The sequence below is a fragment of the Shouchella tritolerans genome, from assembly GCF_025770735.1.
Lineage (GTDB): Bacteria > Bacillota > Bacilli > Bacillales > Bacillaceae_D > Shouchella > Shouchella tritolerans.
The window spans coordinates 862,821-877,135 of sequence record NZ_JAODPB010000001.1 but is presented as its reverse complement, the minus strand read 5'-3'; the positions used below and the strand labels follow the sequence as shown (position 1 = coordinate 877,135).

The 14,315-nt window shown below is 44.7% G+C and carries 14 protein-coding genes; 3 read left to right on the top strand and 11 right to left on the bottom strand.

Annotated elements, in window-relative coordinates; all coding sequences use genetic code 11:
- Position 1: 1 nt before the first annotated feature.
- From N6H06_RS04095 to N6H06_RS04085, 3 genes are all read right to left on the bottom strand, one after another.
- Entirely contained in the window at positions 2-880 is an 879-nt protein-coding gene (locus tag N6H06_RS04095) for a carbohydrate ABC transporter permease (RefSeq protein ID WP_062745836.1), read from the bottom strand.
- 55 nt (positions 881-935) lie between these two features.
- Positions 936-2,162: an extracellular solute-binding protein gene (locus N6H06_RS04090; RefSeq protein WP_212954308.1), complete on the bottom strand. Its 1,227-nt coding sequence runs from the start codon at positions 2,160-2,162 to the stop codon at positions 936-938.
- Between the two features lie 212 nt (positions 2,163-2,374).
- Entirely contained in the window at positions 2,375-3,487 is a 1,113-nt protein-coding gene (locus N6H06_RS04085; RefSeq protein WP_249413861.1) for a GntR family transcriptional regulator, read from the bottom strand.
- A 307-nt stretch (positions 3,488-3,794) separates the two neighbouring features.
- On the opposite strand from N6H06_RS04085, the gene modA reads away from it, so the two are divergent.
- On the top strand, positions 3,795-4,559 hold the full coding sequence (modA, locus tag N6H06_RS04080; protein ID WP_263705684.1) for a molybdate ABC transporter substrate-binding protein: 765 nt from the start codon (positions 3,795-3,797) through the stop codon (positions 4,557-4,559).
- The gene (gene modB, locus N6H06_RS04075; RefSeq protein ID WP_263705683.1) at positions 4,559-5,224 is read left to right on the top strand and encodes a molybdate ABC transporter permease subunit; all 666 of its coding nucleotides are present in this window, start codon (positions 4,559-4,561) and stop codon (positions 5,222-5,224) included. The genes modA and modB overlap by 1 nt, the downstream gene beginning before the upstream one ends.
- 137 nt (positions 5,225-5,361) lie before the next feature.
- Here modB and N6H06_RS04070 read toward each other — a convergent pair whose 3' ends face one another.
- The 6 genes from N6H06_RS04070 to N6H06_RS04045 all read right to left on the bottom strand — a co-directional run bounded on the left by N6H06_RS04070 (position 5,362) and on the right by N6H06_RS04045 (position 9,429).
- On the bottom strand, positions 5,362-5,991 hold the full coding sequence (locus N6H06_RS04070; protein WP_062745827.1) for a response regulator: 630 nt from the start codon (positions 5,989-5,991) through the stop codon (positions 5,362-5,364).
- Complete coding sequence (locus tag N6H06_RS04065; protein WP_212954311.1) at positions 5,969-7,033, bottom strand: sensor histidine kinase; 1,065 nt, start codon at positions 7,031-7,033, stop codon at positions 5,969-5,971. Before N6H06_RS04065 ends, N6H06_RS04070 begins: the two co-directional genes overlap by 23 nt.
- The gene (gene liaF, locus N6H06_RS04060; protein ID WP_212954312.1) at positions 7,030-7,749 is read right to left on the bottom strand and encodes a cell wall-active antibiotics response protein LiaF; all 720 of its coding nucleotides are present in this window, start codon (positions 7,747-7,749) and stop codon (positions 7,030-7,032) included. The genes N6H06_RS04065 and liaF overlap by 4 nt, the downstream gene beginning before the upstream one ends.
- A 172-nt stretch (positions 7,750-7,921) precedes the next feature.
- Positions 7,922-8,521: a hypothetical protein gene (locus N6H06_RS04055; protein WP_263705682.1), complete on the bottom strand. Its 600-nt coding sequence runs from the start codon at positions 8,519-8,521 to the stop codon at positions 7,922-7,924.
- 27 nt (positions 8,522-8,548) lie between these two features.
- A complete protein-coding gene (locus tag N6H06_RS04050) occupies positions 8,549-8,845 on the bottom strand; it encodes a lmo0954 family membrane protein (protein WP_062745819.1) in 297 nt (98 codons plus the stop codon).
- A 380-nt stretch (positions 8,846-9,225) separates the two neighbouring features.
- Complete coding sequence (locus tag N6H06_RS04045) at positions 9,226-9,429, bottom strand: hypothetical protein (protein WP_193754452.1); 204 nt, start codon at positions 9,427-9,429, stop codon at positions 9,226-9,228.
- A gap of 354 nt (positions 9,430-9,783) precedes the next feature.
- Here N6H06_RS04045 and N6H06_RS04040 point away from each other — a divergent pair, with 354 nt between their 5' ends.
- A complete protein-coding gene (locus N6H06_RS04040) occupies positions 9,784-10,392 on the top strand; it encodes a cupin domain-containing protein (protein WP_062745816.1) in 609 nt (202 codons plus the stop codon).
- A 116-nt stretch (positions 10,393-10,508) separates the two neighbouring features.
- Here N6H06_RS04040 and N6H06_RS04035 read toward each other — a convergent pair whose 3' ends face one another.
- Both N6H06_RS04035 and N6H06_RS04030 read right to left on the bottom strand, forming a co-directional pair.
- A complete protein-coding gene (locus N6H06_RS04035; RefSeq protein WP_263705681.1) occupies positions 10,509-13,169 on the bottom strand; it encodes a glycosyl hydrolase in 2,661 nt (886 codons plus the stop codon).
- 114 nt (positions 13,170-13,283) lie between these two features.
- Entirely contained in the window at positions 13,284-14,315 is a 1,032-nt protein-coding gene (locus tag N6H06_RS04030; RefSeq protein WP_212954315.1) for a LacI family DNA-binding transcriptional regulator, read from the bottom strand.

The following is a 14,315-nucleotide window of genomic DNA, read 5'->3' as shown; positions in this document are numbered from 1 at the left end:
CCTATGATGCGTTTCTATTCAATAAGTAGTACTGAAAAGCAGAAATGATTAAAATCACCAAACCTAGTAAAACAGCCATTGCTGACGCCATTCCGGCAATGGACTCCCCATGGCTGAACGCCAAATCACGGATATACATCATTAACACCGTCGTGCTTTGGTTTGGCCCGCCGCTAGTCATCATGAGTGGCTGGCCAAAGACATTAAAACAGCCAGCGGTCGTCATCACAAATGTATAGATTAAAGGAAAACGAATGGAAGGAATGGTCACACTAAAGAATTTTCGGATTGGCCCTGCACCGTCCATTTCTGCCGCTTCAAACAAGTCTCTGGACACGCCATGAATCGAGGCACGGTAAATAATTAAATTGCCGCCAACTCCTCCCCATAACGTAATGATAATAATGATGATCCAAGCATAAGGTTGTGTTGCTGCCCATGCGACATCAACGCCAAATAGGTTGTTTGCTATGCCTAGCTGGTTATTGAAAATAAGCCCCCAAATTAGCGCCGCTGCCGAAATCGAGATCAGCCCTGGGACATAGATGATCGCCTGGATGAGATTTTTCATTTTCACTTTTTTATGTTCTAAAGAAACAGCGATTAACAAAGGGATTACGATCAGCAATGGGACACTTAAGGCAACAAACAGCAGCGTGTTCTTTAATCCATTGAAAAATTGGTGATGAAAGGTTGAATTTGTATCAAATAGAATCGTCCTATAGTTGCTTCCTCCTACCCACACAGGATCGTTCATTAAATTCCATTGTGTAAAAGAAGCATAGATACCTGTTATCGACGGCAAAAGAAAGAAAACGAGAAAGAAGATTAAATGCGGGCCAATAAAAAAAGTTGGCGTCAAACGGCCGTTCAGCTTCATCGTTTCCCCTCCCCTTCTATGAGGCAATATACAAACATTTTCATACTTAGCTCGTTTAATTGACTCCTTCAGCAATTTTATCTTCAACAAACTTTTGCATTGTCTCCAGGCCTTCTTCGATGTCTAAGTTTCCGTGAACCATGTCGGCCGCATACGTATCCAACGCTTCGGCCACGTATGGGTAATACTCGTACGTATAAATATAGAGCGAATCAACTTGTTTTTGATTTTGTGTAAAGAAAGATTGTGTATATTGGCTATAAGAAGAATCTTCAAATACTTGATTGCTAGCAACGATTTGCCCTGCTTCTGCCCACTTCATGGAATTGGCCCGGAGCCACTCTAAAAAGTCAGCAATCCCAGCTTCCTTCTCATCAGACCTATCGTCGTTCATCAACATCGCAAACAAATGAGAGGAAGCACGGTTATGAAAGGCATCTGAATCAAAAGAATAAATATTGGTTACGCCAAAGTTCAAGCCATCGACCATCTCATGTGCTGTAGACGTCCACGTTCCGTCTGTTGAAAACAATACATTTCCCGACTGGAACATTAAGTAGCCATCTTCTCCAAAAGGAGTCATTAAGCCTGCATCGGCAATGTCTTTTACCGCTTCGATTGCCTGTTTCATCTCTGGTGTATTGACAGCTGGATCCCCATTTTCATCTTCAATGTCACCGCCTAAGTTTTGAATTTGCGCCAATATGACCCAACTGATTAATGAATCATTGACAGCATAGTCCCCATCTTCCAGCTTGCCTTGCAACGATAATAGCTCATCAAAAGTGACCACATCATCGTCTAAAAAATGTTCGACTCCGTATTTGCTAAGCAAATCTTGATTGTAATACATCGCATTGGCGTGAATATCTAAGGGAATCGTATATTGGACGCCGTCGACATTCCCTGAATGATACGCTTGTTCTAAATAGTTTTCTGCTTGCAGTCCTTCTTGTAAGCGAATGATGTCAGTCATTGGTTCAAGCATCCCCTGCTTGACAAAGCTAGGAACACGGTCAGCATGAATAATCGCTAAATCGGGTATACCTGAGCCCGAATTCATGACCGTGTACATTTTTGTATACATATCAGAGGTAATGACATGTTCTACTTTAAATTCCGGGTCAGTGGCGTTGTACTCATCGATCATCTCATCCATAAAAGCGCCATCATCCCCCGTTAACGGAGTCCAAAAACTAATCGTGTTTTTATCGCCGCAGCCAGCTAACAACAGCACAGACATGCAAGCAATAGGCGCTGCTTTTATAAACGTGCGTTTCATCAAATTTACCCTCCTCCAATTTACTTTTTATGGAAATTATTAAATTTTATCTTTAGTTTAAGTGAGCGTGAAAGCGTTGTCAATAACTCAACAAAAGATTGTTACAAATTTGTACGTATAAGATTCATTTTAGTTCGTTTATCATCAGTAATAAAAAAAGCCTGCTGCAAGCAGGCCGAGGTTGTCGAGCAGTGACCGATCAAAAACCCTAACTACTGACTGTCAATCGCTTTTGTCGAGTTGCGGATAACTAAACTTGGCGTAAAAACAGGCGATTCGATTTGTCCTAAACTCCCGCCAGCTGTCTTCCTAATTAACGAAATAATCGTATTGGCAGCGACTTCGCCTAGCTCGCTTTTTGGATGGGATACACTAGTCAGTTTTACTTCCGATACTTCTGCAAAAAACGTATCATCAAACCCTACTAACGATAGATCGCCTGGGACAGAAACATGGAATTGTCTAATCACATCCAGCAATTTCATAGCCAATTCATCGTTATAGCAAATAATTGCTGTCGGCTTATCGGTTGAACGTTTCAATACGTTTGTTAACACTTGTACGGGAACGTCGAACTTCCCGGCAGTGTCATATGTTACGATGTTTTTTGGATTAATGGGTACGCCTGTTGCCCGGTATGCTTTTAAATATCCTTTCATTCGTTTCGTTCCTTGCATATCATCCGTTTTAAAAAAAGCAAGAATGTTAGTGTGCCCCAACTCTAACAAATGGTTGGTTTGCAAATATCCGCCAGCCTCATCATCCACTGTCACATGCAGGGGCTCTAATTCGTCATAATAGGCATTGATCATAATATACGGTATTCCCAATAATTCTAAATGAAGGTAATATTTAATGTTCGGGTTAGATGTTGCGCTTTTTGTCGGCTCAATGATAAGTCCATCAAATCTTTGTGGAATGATCGTTTCTAATATTTGTTTTTCTTTTTCATGGTCATTGTTTGTGCTAAACAAACTGACTTGATACCCTTCTTTGCTTAACACCTTTTCCGCTCCCCTTATGATAGAGGGAAAAATATAATCAGATATATAAGTCGTAATAATCGCGACTTTTTTTTGTGCGTTTTCGCTTTTGCCAACTTCCATTGAGGCCCGATTTGAAACGTAGGTTCCAGACCCCTGTTCTCGGTAAAGCCAACCTTCGCTCACTAATTCGCCAATTGCCAGCCTAACCGTATGCCTGCTCACGTTAAATTGGTCCATCAACTTGCTTTCTGAACTGATTTTTTGCTTTGGTTCAAAAGTGCCGTCCAAAATATTTGATTTAATCCAGCTTTTTACTTTGCTATACTTTGTTTCACCCACAATTTTTCCTCCAGTACCGGTCATTTAAGTAACCTATCAGTACAAGTAGAATACCATATGTTGCTTTCCTAATGTTACTCGTTCAAAGCAAGTCTCATGTGTTTTGTATCGGTATTAGCATAAACGTACGTACAAGTTTGTCTTATCCCCTTCCTCCCTTTTGCCTCGTAACATCGGCTGTTAAACAAAAGCTTTTGCTATTTGCTTGACCTTCTGTTCCAAGACCATTTGGATTGACTTTCGCGAAGCATTGCCTTAGCCTTTTTATCAAAAAGGATACTCGAATGAGCGGATAGGAGAAACGATGATGAAACGACAACTTCCTTCTTGTGCCTGTGGGCTGTTATTCATGTTTTTAGCAGGCTGTACCCCCTCTGGACCAAGTCCGGAAACAGATGATGGAATTCATGTTATGGCGGCAGCGAGTTTGACGGATGCATTAACAAAATTAGAGTCTATGTATGAAGAACAAACAGGGGAAACACTTGTGATTAACTATGGTTCATCTGGAAAGCTGCGTCAGCAAATCAATGAAGGCGCGCCAGCTGACGTGTTTCTGTCGGCTTCTGTTGCAGATATGGAACACGTCGCCAATGCCGGCCACCTTGTTGACTCAGTGGATTTACTCGAAAACAAGCTGGTCCTTGTGGCCGCCCCCGAAGTCGCCGACAGCCTTAGTGAATGGGATGACCTAACAAGCACTCAATTGCGCAGCCTTGCCATCGGCCAAACGGAAACGGTCCCTGCAGGCCAATATGCGAAACAATCGTTAGAAACGTTAGGAATGTGGGATCAACTCGAAGAATCATTGATTTATGGCAGCGATGTCCGCCAAGTGCTTACCTATGTTGAAACGGGAAATGCCGATGCTGGCCTCGTCTATCAAACAGATGCAGAAACATCCGAGCAAGTTACAATTGTGGCGGAAGCTCCTGAACACTCACACGAACCGATCTACTATCCAGTCGGGCTCATCAATGACGATGAAAAAGCTCGCCATTTTTATGAATGGCTGCAAACAGATGAAGCACTCGCCATCTTCGAGGACTTCGGCTTTTTAGGAGTTTCTTAATGGCTACAGACGCATTTTGGACACCGATTTTCGTTTCCGTTCGTGTCGTTTTAGTAGCGGGAGCACTTGCTTTTGTGGCCGCGCTCGTGGCAGCTGCGTTCCTTAAAAAAAGGCGTTTCCCAGGCAAGCTTGCCTTAGAGACAGCATTGATGCTGCCCCTCGTCTTGCCGCCTACAGTGATCGGCTTTTCGCTGCTAGTTTTGCTCGGACGTCGCAGCTTTATCGGCGCATGGTTTGAATCACTGTTTGGCCAGCCAATCGTCTTTACCTATTTGGCAGCTGTCATAGCCGCTGCCGTTGTGGCGTTCCCGTTAATTTATCAAACGTTCGTCAACGGCTTTGAAGCAGTCGATAGCGACTTAGAAGAGGCAGCCCGGCAAATGGGGGCAAGCGAATGGCAAGTTTTCTGGAATGTAACGTTTCCCTTATCTTCCAAAACAGTCGTGTCAGGAGGAATGCTTGGCCTAGCAAGGGCACTTGGCGAGTTTGGCGCTACGATGATGTTTGCCGGCAGTATCGAAGGCGTCACACGAACGATTCCTACGAGCATCTACATAGCAACAGAATCAGGAAATATGGTTTTCGCTTTTTATTGGGTTGCGTCTATTATCGTGTTCGCGTTTTGCCTGTTGGCGGCAGTGCAGCGGTTAAAAGCAAAAAGCTAACCATTGACCGGTTAGCCTCATCCCAATTTGTCATTGTCCTCTTGTGCTTCTTCAACGACGCTGTCTCAGCGGGACATACTCCGAACTTCAGCAAACAAGAACGGTTCGCTAAGCCTTGGACAACAGTAGACAAGGCTTTACGAGCCGAACAATTTTTCTTTTAGCGCATAGATCACAGCTTGCGTCCTATCTTCCACTTCTAACTTGGCCAATATATGGCTAACATGGGTTTTTACCGTTTTAATGGTTATGTAAAGCTCTTCACTGATTTGTTGGTTGGTCTTTCCTTCCGACATGAGCTTTAAAATTTCCATTTCCCGTTTTGTCAGGGCTTGGTGTAATGGGACATTGGCGGTAAAAGCTGAGATCATTTGCCCTTGTACTTTGGCATCAAGCACCGACTCGCCATTGTGTGTTTTTCGGATCGCTTCGGCAATTTGCATCGCACTAGACGTTTTTAACACATAGCTCGTCGCACCTGCCTCCAGTACAGGACGGAGCTTGTCACTGTCCACAAAACTTGTCACTACGACGATTTTTGCCTGGGGCCAGTTTGCTTTGATCTGTTTGGTGGCTTCAATCCCGTCCATTCCGTCCATAACGAGGTCCATTAAAATGACATCTGGCTTTAACTGAAGCGCCAACTTGACGCCTTCCTCGCCATTGGCCGCCTCTCCAGCGACATGGAGGTCTTCCTGGGTCGACAAGAACGCCGAAACCCCCATCCTCACCGTTTCGTGGTCATCAACGATTAGCACTTGGATCATCCTCTTCTCCTCCTTTTACAATCGGCACCTTGATCTCGACGCTTGTGCCTTGGCCTGGAACGCTGACAATCCGCGTTGTGGCGCCAATTTCTTCCGCTCGTTCTTCAATGCTGTTGAGGCCATAGCCACCTGTGTGTTCTTTGCGGTCAAAGCCTACCCCATCGTCTGTAATCTTTAAAAGCGCAAATTGGTCCAACTTGTCGTAGTACAAGCTAATTTCTTTTGCCTCAGCATGCCGCAATGCGTTGGCAATCGCTTCTTGGGCAATCCGAAAGAGCTGATCCTCAATGCCTGGTGAAAGGGGAGCATCGGCAATCCGTACAGAAAATGATAGGGGATGCTTTTCGGCAAGGCTGTCTACGAGCTGTTCGACCCCTTCTTTAAAGGATTGGTCTTCCAATTGGATTGGCCGTAGTTGCAATAGCAAAGCGCGCATGTCATTTTGGGCGTCATTCACCACTTTTTCAATTTGCTCGCACCGTTTTTGCAGTGCTTCTATATCTGGATTCTTTCCATTTACAGCCGCCGATAAGAGCATCGATGCCGCATACAATTGCTGTGAGACCGAATCATGGAGTTCACGTGCGATCCGGTTTCGTTCTTGTGATACGATGTCGCTTTTTAACTGGCTTTCTTTTTCAGCCCATTGTTCCATCAATTTTTGTGAACGATCTGCCTGCTTGCTCATCCGTCGTTCCATGTCAATGATTAAACTGCTCGCCTCTTTAAAATCGGCAGACATTTGACCAGCTTGTTTTCGCCCTTTTTCCATATGGCCATCACTTAATTGTTGCAATGCCCCGCGAATATCATTCATTCCCCGCTTCCAAATGAGCATAGCAACAACGTAAACGACGATCGCAATCAACGTAAAAATCGCAACAAGCCATAATACAGGGGGAACATTATAAAAAGTAGGGTCGATTTTTATAAATGCTTCCCAATGAAGTAGCCCGACAGAGACAAAATACGAGCTTACGAATCCAGCACAAACAACTAAGAGGCAGAATGTAAGGACGCCTACCTTTTGCATTGATTTCATCGGTAAATCACCTCAATATCTCCTGCGACAAGGGATGTGTAGATCCGCAGCTTCCGCGGCGCCTCATCATATTGGCTATTTTTAATAGCGACATTTTGGTTAAAGCCCGTTTCTTCGTGGTCAAATACAACCGTTTGCCCAAAGATGGCGGAATGCTGGACAGAAACGCCTGCATCATAAGGGACATATAGCTGAATACGGCCGATAAACCCGCGAACGATCACAATCGTGTCCCCTACTGGCAACACGGTATTTTCAAAATGGACATTCGTTGTACCGATGCCCGAAAGAATATTGATATTATCACTGCTAAAAACTTGATCTTCAGCACGCTGATCGCCAAAGAGCAAGTTTTTAAAGAACAGCGCTTTTTTTTGCGGCACAGCTTCACCCGTTGGTTGATCGCCAATGTTAACATTCACGCGCCGCGGTTTACGCATTTTTTCCCAAAACAAATATAGTGAATAAAAGAGCAAACCGTATAGTGTAATGATAAAAAACGTAGAGGAGAACAACGTGAATACAAACATGATGATCCCGATATAAAAAGCGAAACGCCCTTTTCTACGGCTCATTCGCTTTTGCCCATAATAAATAAAGCCTGCTGCAATAATTAGCATAATGAGTGGTCCAACACTTAATACCAATTCTAGAAGGGCAGCTACAAGCAAGGCAAAGAAAATATAAGCAATAATGTCCGTTCGATTCTTTTTCATTCCTTTGCTCTCCCTTCTAAAAAATTGCCCGCCTGCTAAATAGGCGGGCTCGTTTTATGACGCTATAAGACTAGACATTCGCTCGCGTCTTTCGTGGTCATTTTTGTCGACAACCTCTATTATACTATAAGGCTTTACGGTGCAACATCGCTTTTTTTATCTAATTGCTGCTTTAATTAATTTGCACATCAAAACTAGGTTGTTTCTTTAGTGCTGCAGCTTCACTTTCTTCAGTTTGCTCGTTCTCGTCTTCTTCATACCCGTCAAGATCGCCGTTCTCCTCTGCATAATACGTCCATTTTGCCGCATTTTTTTCAAGCTTGGCTTCTTCTGTGCGTGCAATGTAATCAAGCTGCATGCGGCGAATTTTTTTGCGGAGAAATTCCAGTTCCCGGCCTCGTGCTTCTAATTTTTTTACTCTTTCTTTTTGCTCTTCGTAGGAATCACTGTATTCACTTGCAAGTTCTTGATAAGCTGCTAATTCACTTTGTGCTTGAGCAACTAATTCTTCCACCCCGGCACTTTCCGCGATTTCTAATTGTTCCGCCCGTTTACTGGCCATCTTTTTGGCGTCTTGCCACTCTTGGTAAAAATAACGTTCTAGTCTACGCTGTTTTTCAATCGACTGTTTCCATAATTTTAATTGCTTGTCGAGTTTTTTTGATTCGGCTTCATACTTGCCATCATCTGTTTGAAAAGGCTTGTCGTTACGATCAAACACATGTTCAATGTCAGCTTGCACTTGTTCTTTTAGCTGTTTTAGAAAAGACATGTCGTTTTACTCTCCTTTGTTGTCTATTTAAACCTCGAAATCATATTCCTTCATTTCTTTCCATTTCTCATAAAGCTTCACTAGCAAATAAAGAGCACCGACGCCAATGATTCCTGGCAAGCTGCCAACCGTCAGGCATACACCGATAAGCAAAATCACCCACCAGAGCACTTTCATAATCGTTTGATCGTTCAATGTAGCTTGGCGCCAACCAAAGTATGCCAACACTGCGCCTGCGCCTAGGCCAATGATCGCCCCTAGCGACGATAGCACAATGATTGCAAGCACAATGGCTGCAACAACCATCCATCCGCGTTTTGTCAATGTCGTTCACCTCCTTTGGTGTAAGTTCTGCCGTCTATACATTTATTGTAGACAGTAGCGCCGTTTGGCAAAACGAGCGGCAGATTGAACTTCCTCTGCGACTAGAGGCTGAGACACGAATCAGCTTTTCAGGAAACCAATTCACCAGACATGAAAAAACACTGTATGGAATCACACAGTGTAAAGGCAAATGAACACATACCAGACAAGGATCGAGCCATTCGGCAAAACCCCATTAGACTTCTATCTATCAGCATTTGTTTGTTTATGGCAAAACGTGCGAATGTACTGCTTGCCTTGCCTATGCAAACAACGGAATCGTACATATAGTACTAGCATAGAACAGAAAGGGGGAATAAAACATGAGCTATTACAGCTATTCAAGCAACTTTTCCGATTTTTCTTCCCGTAAACACAAAAAGCACGACAGGCACGATCGACACGACAAGTGCGATAAGTGTGACAGGCACGACAGACACGATAAGTGCGATAAGTGCGACAAGCACGATCGACATGATCGACATGATCGACATGATCGACATGATCGACACGATCGACATGACAGGGACAAATGCGATTGCCATTCTTTCTTTAAACACATTGCCCGTGGCCAATTTGTTACTGTTTTTCTAAAAGGCGGCGGCTGCGTCCGTGGCGAGTTTGTTGATGTCCGCAAAAACATGGTTTTCCTAGCAAATTGTGACTGCCATAAAAAATCAAGAATTGTAACGATTTGTTGCGATGACATCACTGCTGTCGAAACGTAAGCAAACTCCTTTAGGCTTCTTGGCAAATGCCAAGAAGCCTTTTCTTGATTGAATGAAAGAAGCGGTTTGTCTTAGCTGGCCACCGTTTTTAAGGACCACTCTGGTAACAAACTCTAAGTGTGCTAACCTTTTCTCTCTATGCATACAATGACAAAAAAGGGAGGAGTGTACATGAATACGCCCGTGTTGCAGTCACCTTCATTGAATTTAGCAGGCGACTCCACAAGAACACTTAATTACCAACGAGATCCGCAAAACTATATTACCCAGTTGTTTGCTGCCCAGCTTCCCGCTATCCCCACGGGATTTTTTAATGTCCATATGAGCGCTGGCATTGTCATAACGCCACATTGGCATACGAACGCCTCGGAGCTTGTATTTGTCATTGGCGGCAAAGTACAGGCATCTGTTTTTAATCCATTCTCCCAAAACTTGCTTACATACGAGCTTGTTCCTGGGCAAGCGGTCGTCTTGCCAAAAGGTTGGTTTCATTGGATTGTTGCTTTAACGGATGGAACCCATTTGCTAACGATTTTTGATAAACCGACACCCGATATCGTCTACGGTTCTGACTTCCTTCGCTTTACGCCGGGCAGCATTATGGAGCTTGCTTATTGTGTCAATGGCAACGCCTATGAAAACGTAGTGGCGCCGATTCAGGAATCGGTCATTCTAGGGCCGCCAACATGGTGCAAAGAGAAAGGGCAGCCTCCGAAAGGGACCGCCTCATACAAGCATTATTATACAGAACACCCTCACCCGCAAACATATCGTTACTAATACCTTTTTAAAGATAAAATAATTACATGCGTCAAACAACTCATTCTTTTTGTCAAAAAAGCCTGTTAACCGCCGTTTGATCGCATCGGTTAACAGGCTAGCTTTACGTTTATACGCTATGGCCTAAATGTGTACCACTCTGTCTCGTATTGAGGTCCTTCTCGTTCATACGTAAAGCGGTACGTCAGTTCATCTTCTCCGCTTACACCTTGAATGGAATAGTGCCATTGTCCGTTTCCTTCATTCATGCGGACATTTTGCTGGTCGCCGCCATTTAAACGATAATGAAAGTCAACGTAACGAGCTGGTGCTGTTGGTGAAAAAGTAATGATCGCTTGGTTATGATCTTGTGCAACCGTAACAGAATAATGGTCATGCTCATGTTGGTCTCCGTTCCCAGGCTGGTTAGGTTCTGGATCAGGGCTCGGATTTGGCTGTTCAATCGGAGGCCCCACATCGGCGGCGTTCGTGTAAAAGCTATTTGCCTCGACTAGGGCGGTGTGGCCGTCTGTAAACGTCACTGTTGTTGGCGCATCACGATAGTTGTAGGCAACATATACACGCTCGCCATTTTTGGTAAAGACAGCATATGTTGGCGTATCGGCTTGTACGGTAGGGTCCACCTGGCCAAGGGCGTACAAGCTAGTAACCCATTGATACGTCTGTGCTTTCGTGCTGCCCCGTTCCATAATTCGTTCATCCCCTGGATTAAACTCGCCATAATCATCGATTTTGGCATTCATTTGCGAGACGGCATCGCTTGGATTGGTCAAGGCGCGATACGCCCACACCATATTCGCCCACAAGTTCCAATCCGTTGAGCCATTGCGTGTATACAATTCGTGATAGGCACGCTCGACATAATCAGGATGATGGCCTAAATACAACGCGCCGCCATGAAGGGGGAGCCAATTGATCGCGTATTTTTCGACCATGCCAGAATGCCACCACGTCGCATGGTCCATCTTGCCACCCCAGTTGATCGTCACACTTTCAGGTTTGTATGCTTCAGGATGGATTTCGTCATAGACATCAAAGAAGTATTCGTTAATGGCGCTCATTTCAGTTGTATACAAGTAAATAGCGCGGTCAAGCAATTCCGAATCGTTTGTGGCCTCAGCCCATAAAATTAAATTGGTCCAAGCATGCATGGCTTCAGAAGATGATTCTTGGTTATTGCCTGAATCAAATGTGGCAAGGCCGTCTGCCCATGAGTGCCCGGAATAAGGGTCAAACATGCGCAAGTATGGAAACATGTCATCATCGCGCCCAGCAGCAAAGTCACGGATCAACAAATCGATCATGGCGCCCCACTCTTCATCGTTTGCCCATTCTGGATGGACGCGGGCTATTTCAGCAGCTGCTTTCACAAAATATCCATAATGGAAATGGTGGTCATTGATCCGCACCGCTGATCCATGGGCCGCATGATAACCAAGCAGCGTTCCCCAATTTTCGTTGTAGTAGAAAAGATTTTCGCTCTTTAACCGTCCATCCTCGTCTGTGGCCACAAGCCAATCTTCCAGTTGCGCTCGCAGTTCATCTCGAAAAGAATCGGCAAGGGCTTTGTCACCTACCTGGTCGGCAATTGGCGCAAGGTTGGCTAGCTTCCCTAAATACTTGCCAAGTTCATACGTATCTTGGCCTGTTGGGTAATCGGCTTGCGCTTCTTGCAAATATCCGTGCAAGCGATCCGTATCCGTCCCGACATTTGGCAGGCTCGGCAATACGCCTGTATATTGAAGGGTTGTTTCAAATTCGTTGCTTGGAAGCAGTTTCATATCCCCGCGAATCGTAAAAATCGTTTCCTCCAACAACTGCGCTTCTGACGCAGCTGTTAAATGGCGGGATTGATGGGGGTATAAAGCAAAAATGGTGCCTTCTTTCGCTCCTGCGGCCTTCGCTTCGGTTTCTACTGAATAAACCGTGCGGACTTCGCCAGTATCATGGTCAACGCTATATTCTGCCCTTGAGTCACGTACAACGGAGAAGGCATATTCTTCAAATGTGTAGAGAAGCTCATCGGTTGCTTCTGGCAGTTTCGCCACAGAGATAAACGATGCGGCATTTTCCCATTCACTTCCATGCAGTTGCCAGTCAAATCCATCTGGCGCATAGACAGCATAATGCTTATTGTCATGGGTAGAAAAACCAATGACATTGCCTTGATTGGCCCAAATCTGCGGCTCAATTGGGAAATCGATCTCCGCATTCCCCCCTTCATACTCGGCAAATATATATGGGGAACCGACGCCATAAGTGAGGCGAAGCATGGCATCGCCGTCTTGCAACAACCCACTCACGTACCAATCGCTAAAGTCATCGACTTTGGCATCATCAAACGATTCGGTAGCAGAATGGCCAATGGTAAAGTCCGTTGAAATCGCGCCTGTAATGTGCCACGTGCCAGCCTCGGCATTTTCATGGACGACGACATTATGAGGCGCATCATAAAACACATTCAAGCCCTTTTCTTGATGCTTGACGCTAAACGGATGCGGGTAGTGGTTGTTTGAAAACCGATCAACTGCAAGAGAACTCCACCAGCGGTTCGTTGGCATTGGCCCGGTAACGTTTTCCGTATGGTAAATGTGCGCAGGAGGTTCTTGTTGTTGATCAGCATAGCCTGGATCAGCAATTGAATCAAAATCAATCGGTGGATATTCGAGTGAATAGCTTCCTTTCCCCACTTCCTCGACGACAGAATGAGCAGATAGTTGCTCGATCGGGGCCATGAGCAACATGCCCAATACCACAGCGGACCATCGTTTCTTCATAGGACGCCTCCTAGAATTATTACAAACGAAATCGGTTTCGTTATCGACCAAAAAAACAAGCCACTCCTCTTTTTTGATCGCGATTCTAGCGACAAATGGAACGGGGGTTTTACGTTACAGCAAAAGAGAAGCGGTCGTTTCACGACTAATTAGCTCAGGTTCGACTAAAATCCGGGCTGTACTTGCCCTGCCGGCAATAAAATCAAGCAACATTAACGCAGCGAGTCTCCCTATTTTCTCTTTGTTTTGGCGCACCGTTGTAAGTGGTGGCTGCACGTATCTTGCCGCCAGCTGGTCGTCACAGCCAATAAGCGAGACATCGCCTGGTATTGATACTCCCAGTTCTTGCATCGCCCTCATAAAGCCAAATGCCATCAAATCAGAGGAAGAAAAAACAGCTGTCGGTTTCTCAGCGTTTCCTTTAAACAAGGACAAACCTGCCTCATAGCCGCTTTGTTCAAAGAAATCCCCTTCAATTACCCATTCTGAGCGGAGCGTCAGCCCATATTCATGGATGCTTTCGCGAAACCCTTTTAGCCGAATATTGGAAACAGCCGATTCGTTTGCCCCTCCAATGTAAGCGATATCACGGTGGCCTTGCAAATAGAAATAGTCGACAACGGATTGGGAAATTTTTTTGTTATCGGTCATCACGTAGCCTGATTTGGGCCCATCTAATTGAATGTCCACACCGATACAGGGAATTTCACTTTTTGTTAAGTCCTCAATCGATTGCTGGACATCTTCACCAGCAATAATAATGCAGCCATCCACTTTATAATAAAGGCATCTGGCATAGAAATTTTCTTCCTTTTGGAAAGTTTCATCAGAAAAAAACAACAAGTCGTACCCGTGCATGCCGATCGTCCGTTTAAACGCGTTTAGCACTTCAATAAAAAATGGGTGGTCAAAATCTGCATTTATCCGCCCTGCGTAAATAACGCCAATGAGCTTTGACGTTTTTTGCGCCAATGTGCGGGCAGAGTGGGAAGGCCGGTATCCTGCTTCTTCCATAATTCGAAAAACCCGTTCTTTTGTTTTCTGGCTCACATCAGGGTAATCATTTAGGATTTTCGAAATGGTCGCTTGGGAAACACCGGCTTTTTTAGCAATGTCTTTAATGGTGATTGCATTGTTCTCTTTCAA

Bases quoted from the DNA above. Each gene is read 5' to 3' on its own strand.
- N6H06_RS04095 (WP_062745836.1), bottom strand. From the start codon at position 880: ATGAAGCTGAACGGCCGTTTGACGCCAACTTTTTTTATTGGCCCGCAT.
- N6H06_RS04090 (WP_212954308.1), bottom strand. From the start codon at position 2,162: ATGAAACGCACGTTTATAAAAGCAGCGCCTATTGCTTGCATGTCTGTG.
- modA (WP_263705684.1), top strand. From the start codon at position 3,795: ATGAAACGACAACTTCCTTCTTGTGCCTGTGGGCTGTTATTCATGTTT.
- modB (WP_263705683.1), top strand. From the start codon at position 4,559: ATGGCTACAGACGCATTTTGGACACCGATTTTCGTTTCCGTTCGTGTC.
- N6H06_RS04070 (WP_062745827.1), bottom strand. From the start codon at position 5,991: ATGATCCAAGTGCTAATCGTTGATGACCACGAAACGGTGAGGATGGGG.
- N6H06_RS04065 (WP_212954311.1), bottom strand. From the start codon at position 7,033: ATGAAATCAATGCAAAAGGTAGGCGTCCTTACATTCTGCCTCTTAGTT.
- liaF (WP_212954312.1), bottom strand. From the start codon at position 7,749: ATGAAAAAGAATCGAACGGACATTATTGCTTATATTTTCTTTGCCTTG.
- N6H06_RS04055 (WP_263705682.1), bottom strand. From the start codon at position 8,521: ATGTCTTTTCTAAAACAGCTAAAAGAACAAGTGCAAGCTGACATTGAA.
- N6H06_RS04045 (WP_193754452.1), bottom strand. From the start codon at position 9,429: ATGGCAATCGCATTTGTCCCTGTCATGTCGATCGTGTCGATCATGTCG.
- N6H06_RS04040 (WP_062745816.1), top strand. From the start codon at position 9,784: ATGAATACGCCCGTGTTGCAGTCACCTTCATTGAATTTAGCAGGCGAC.
- N6H06_RS04035 (WP_263705681.1), bottom strand. From the start codon at position 13,169: ATGAAGAAACGATGGTCCGCTGTGGTATTGGGCATGTTGCTCATGGCC.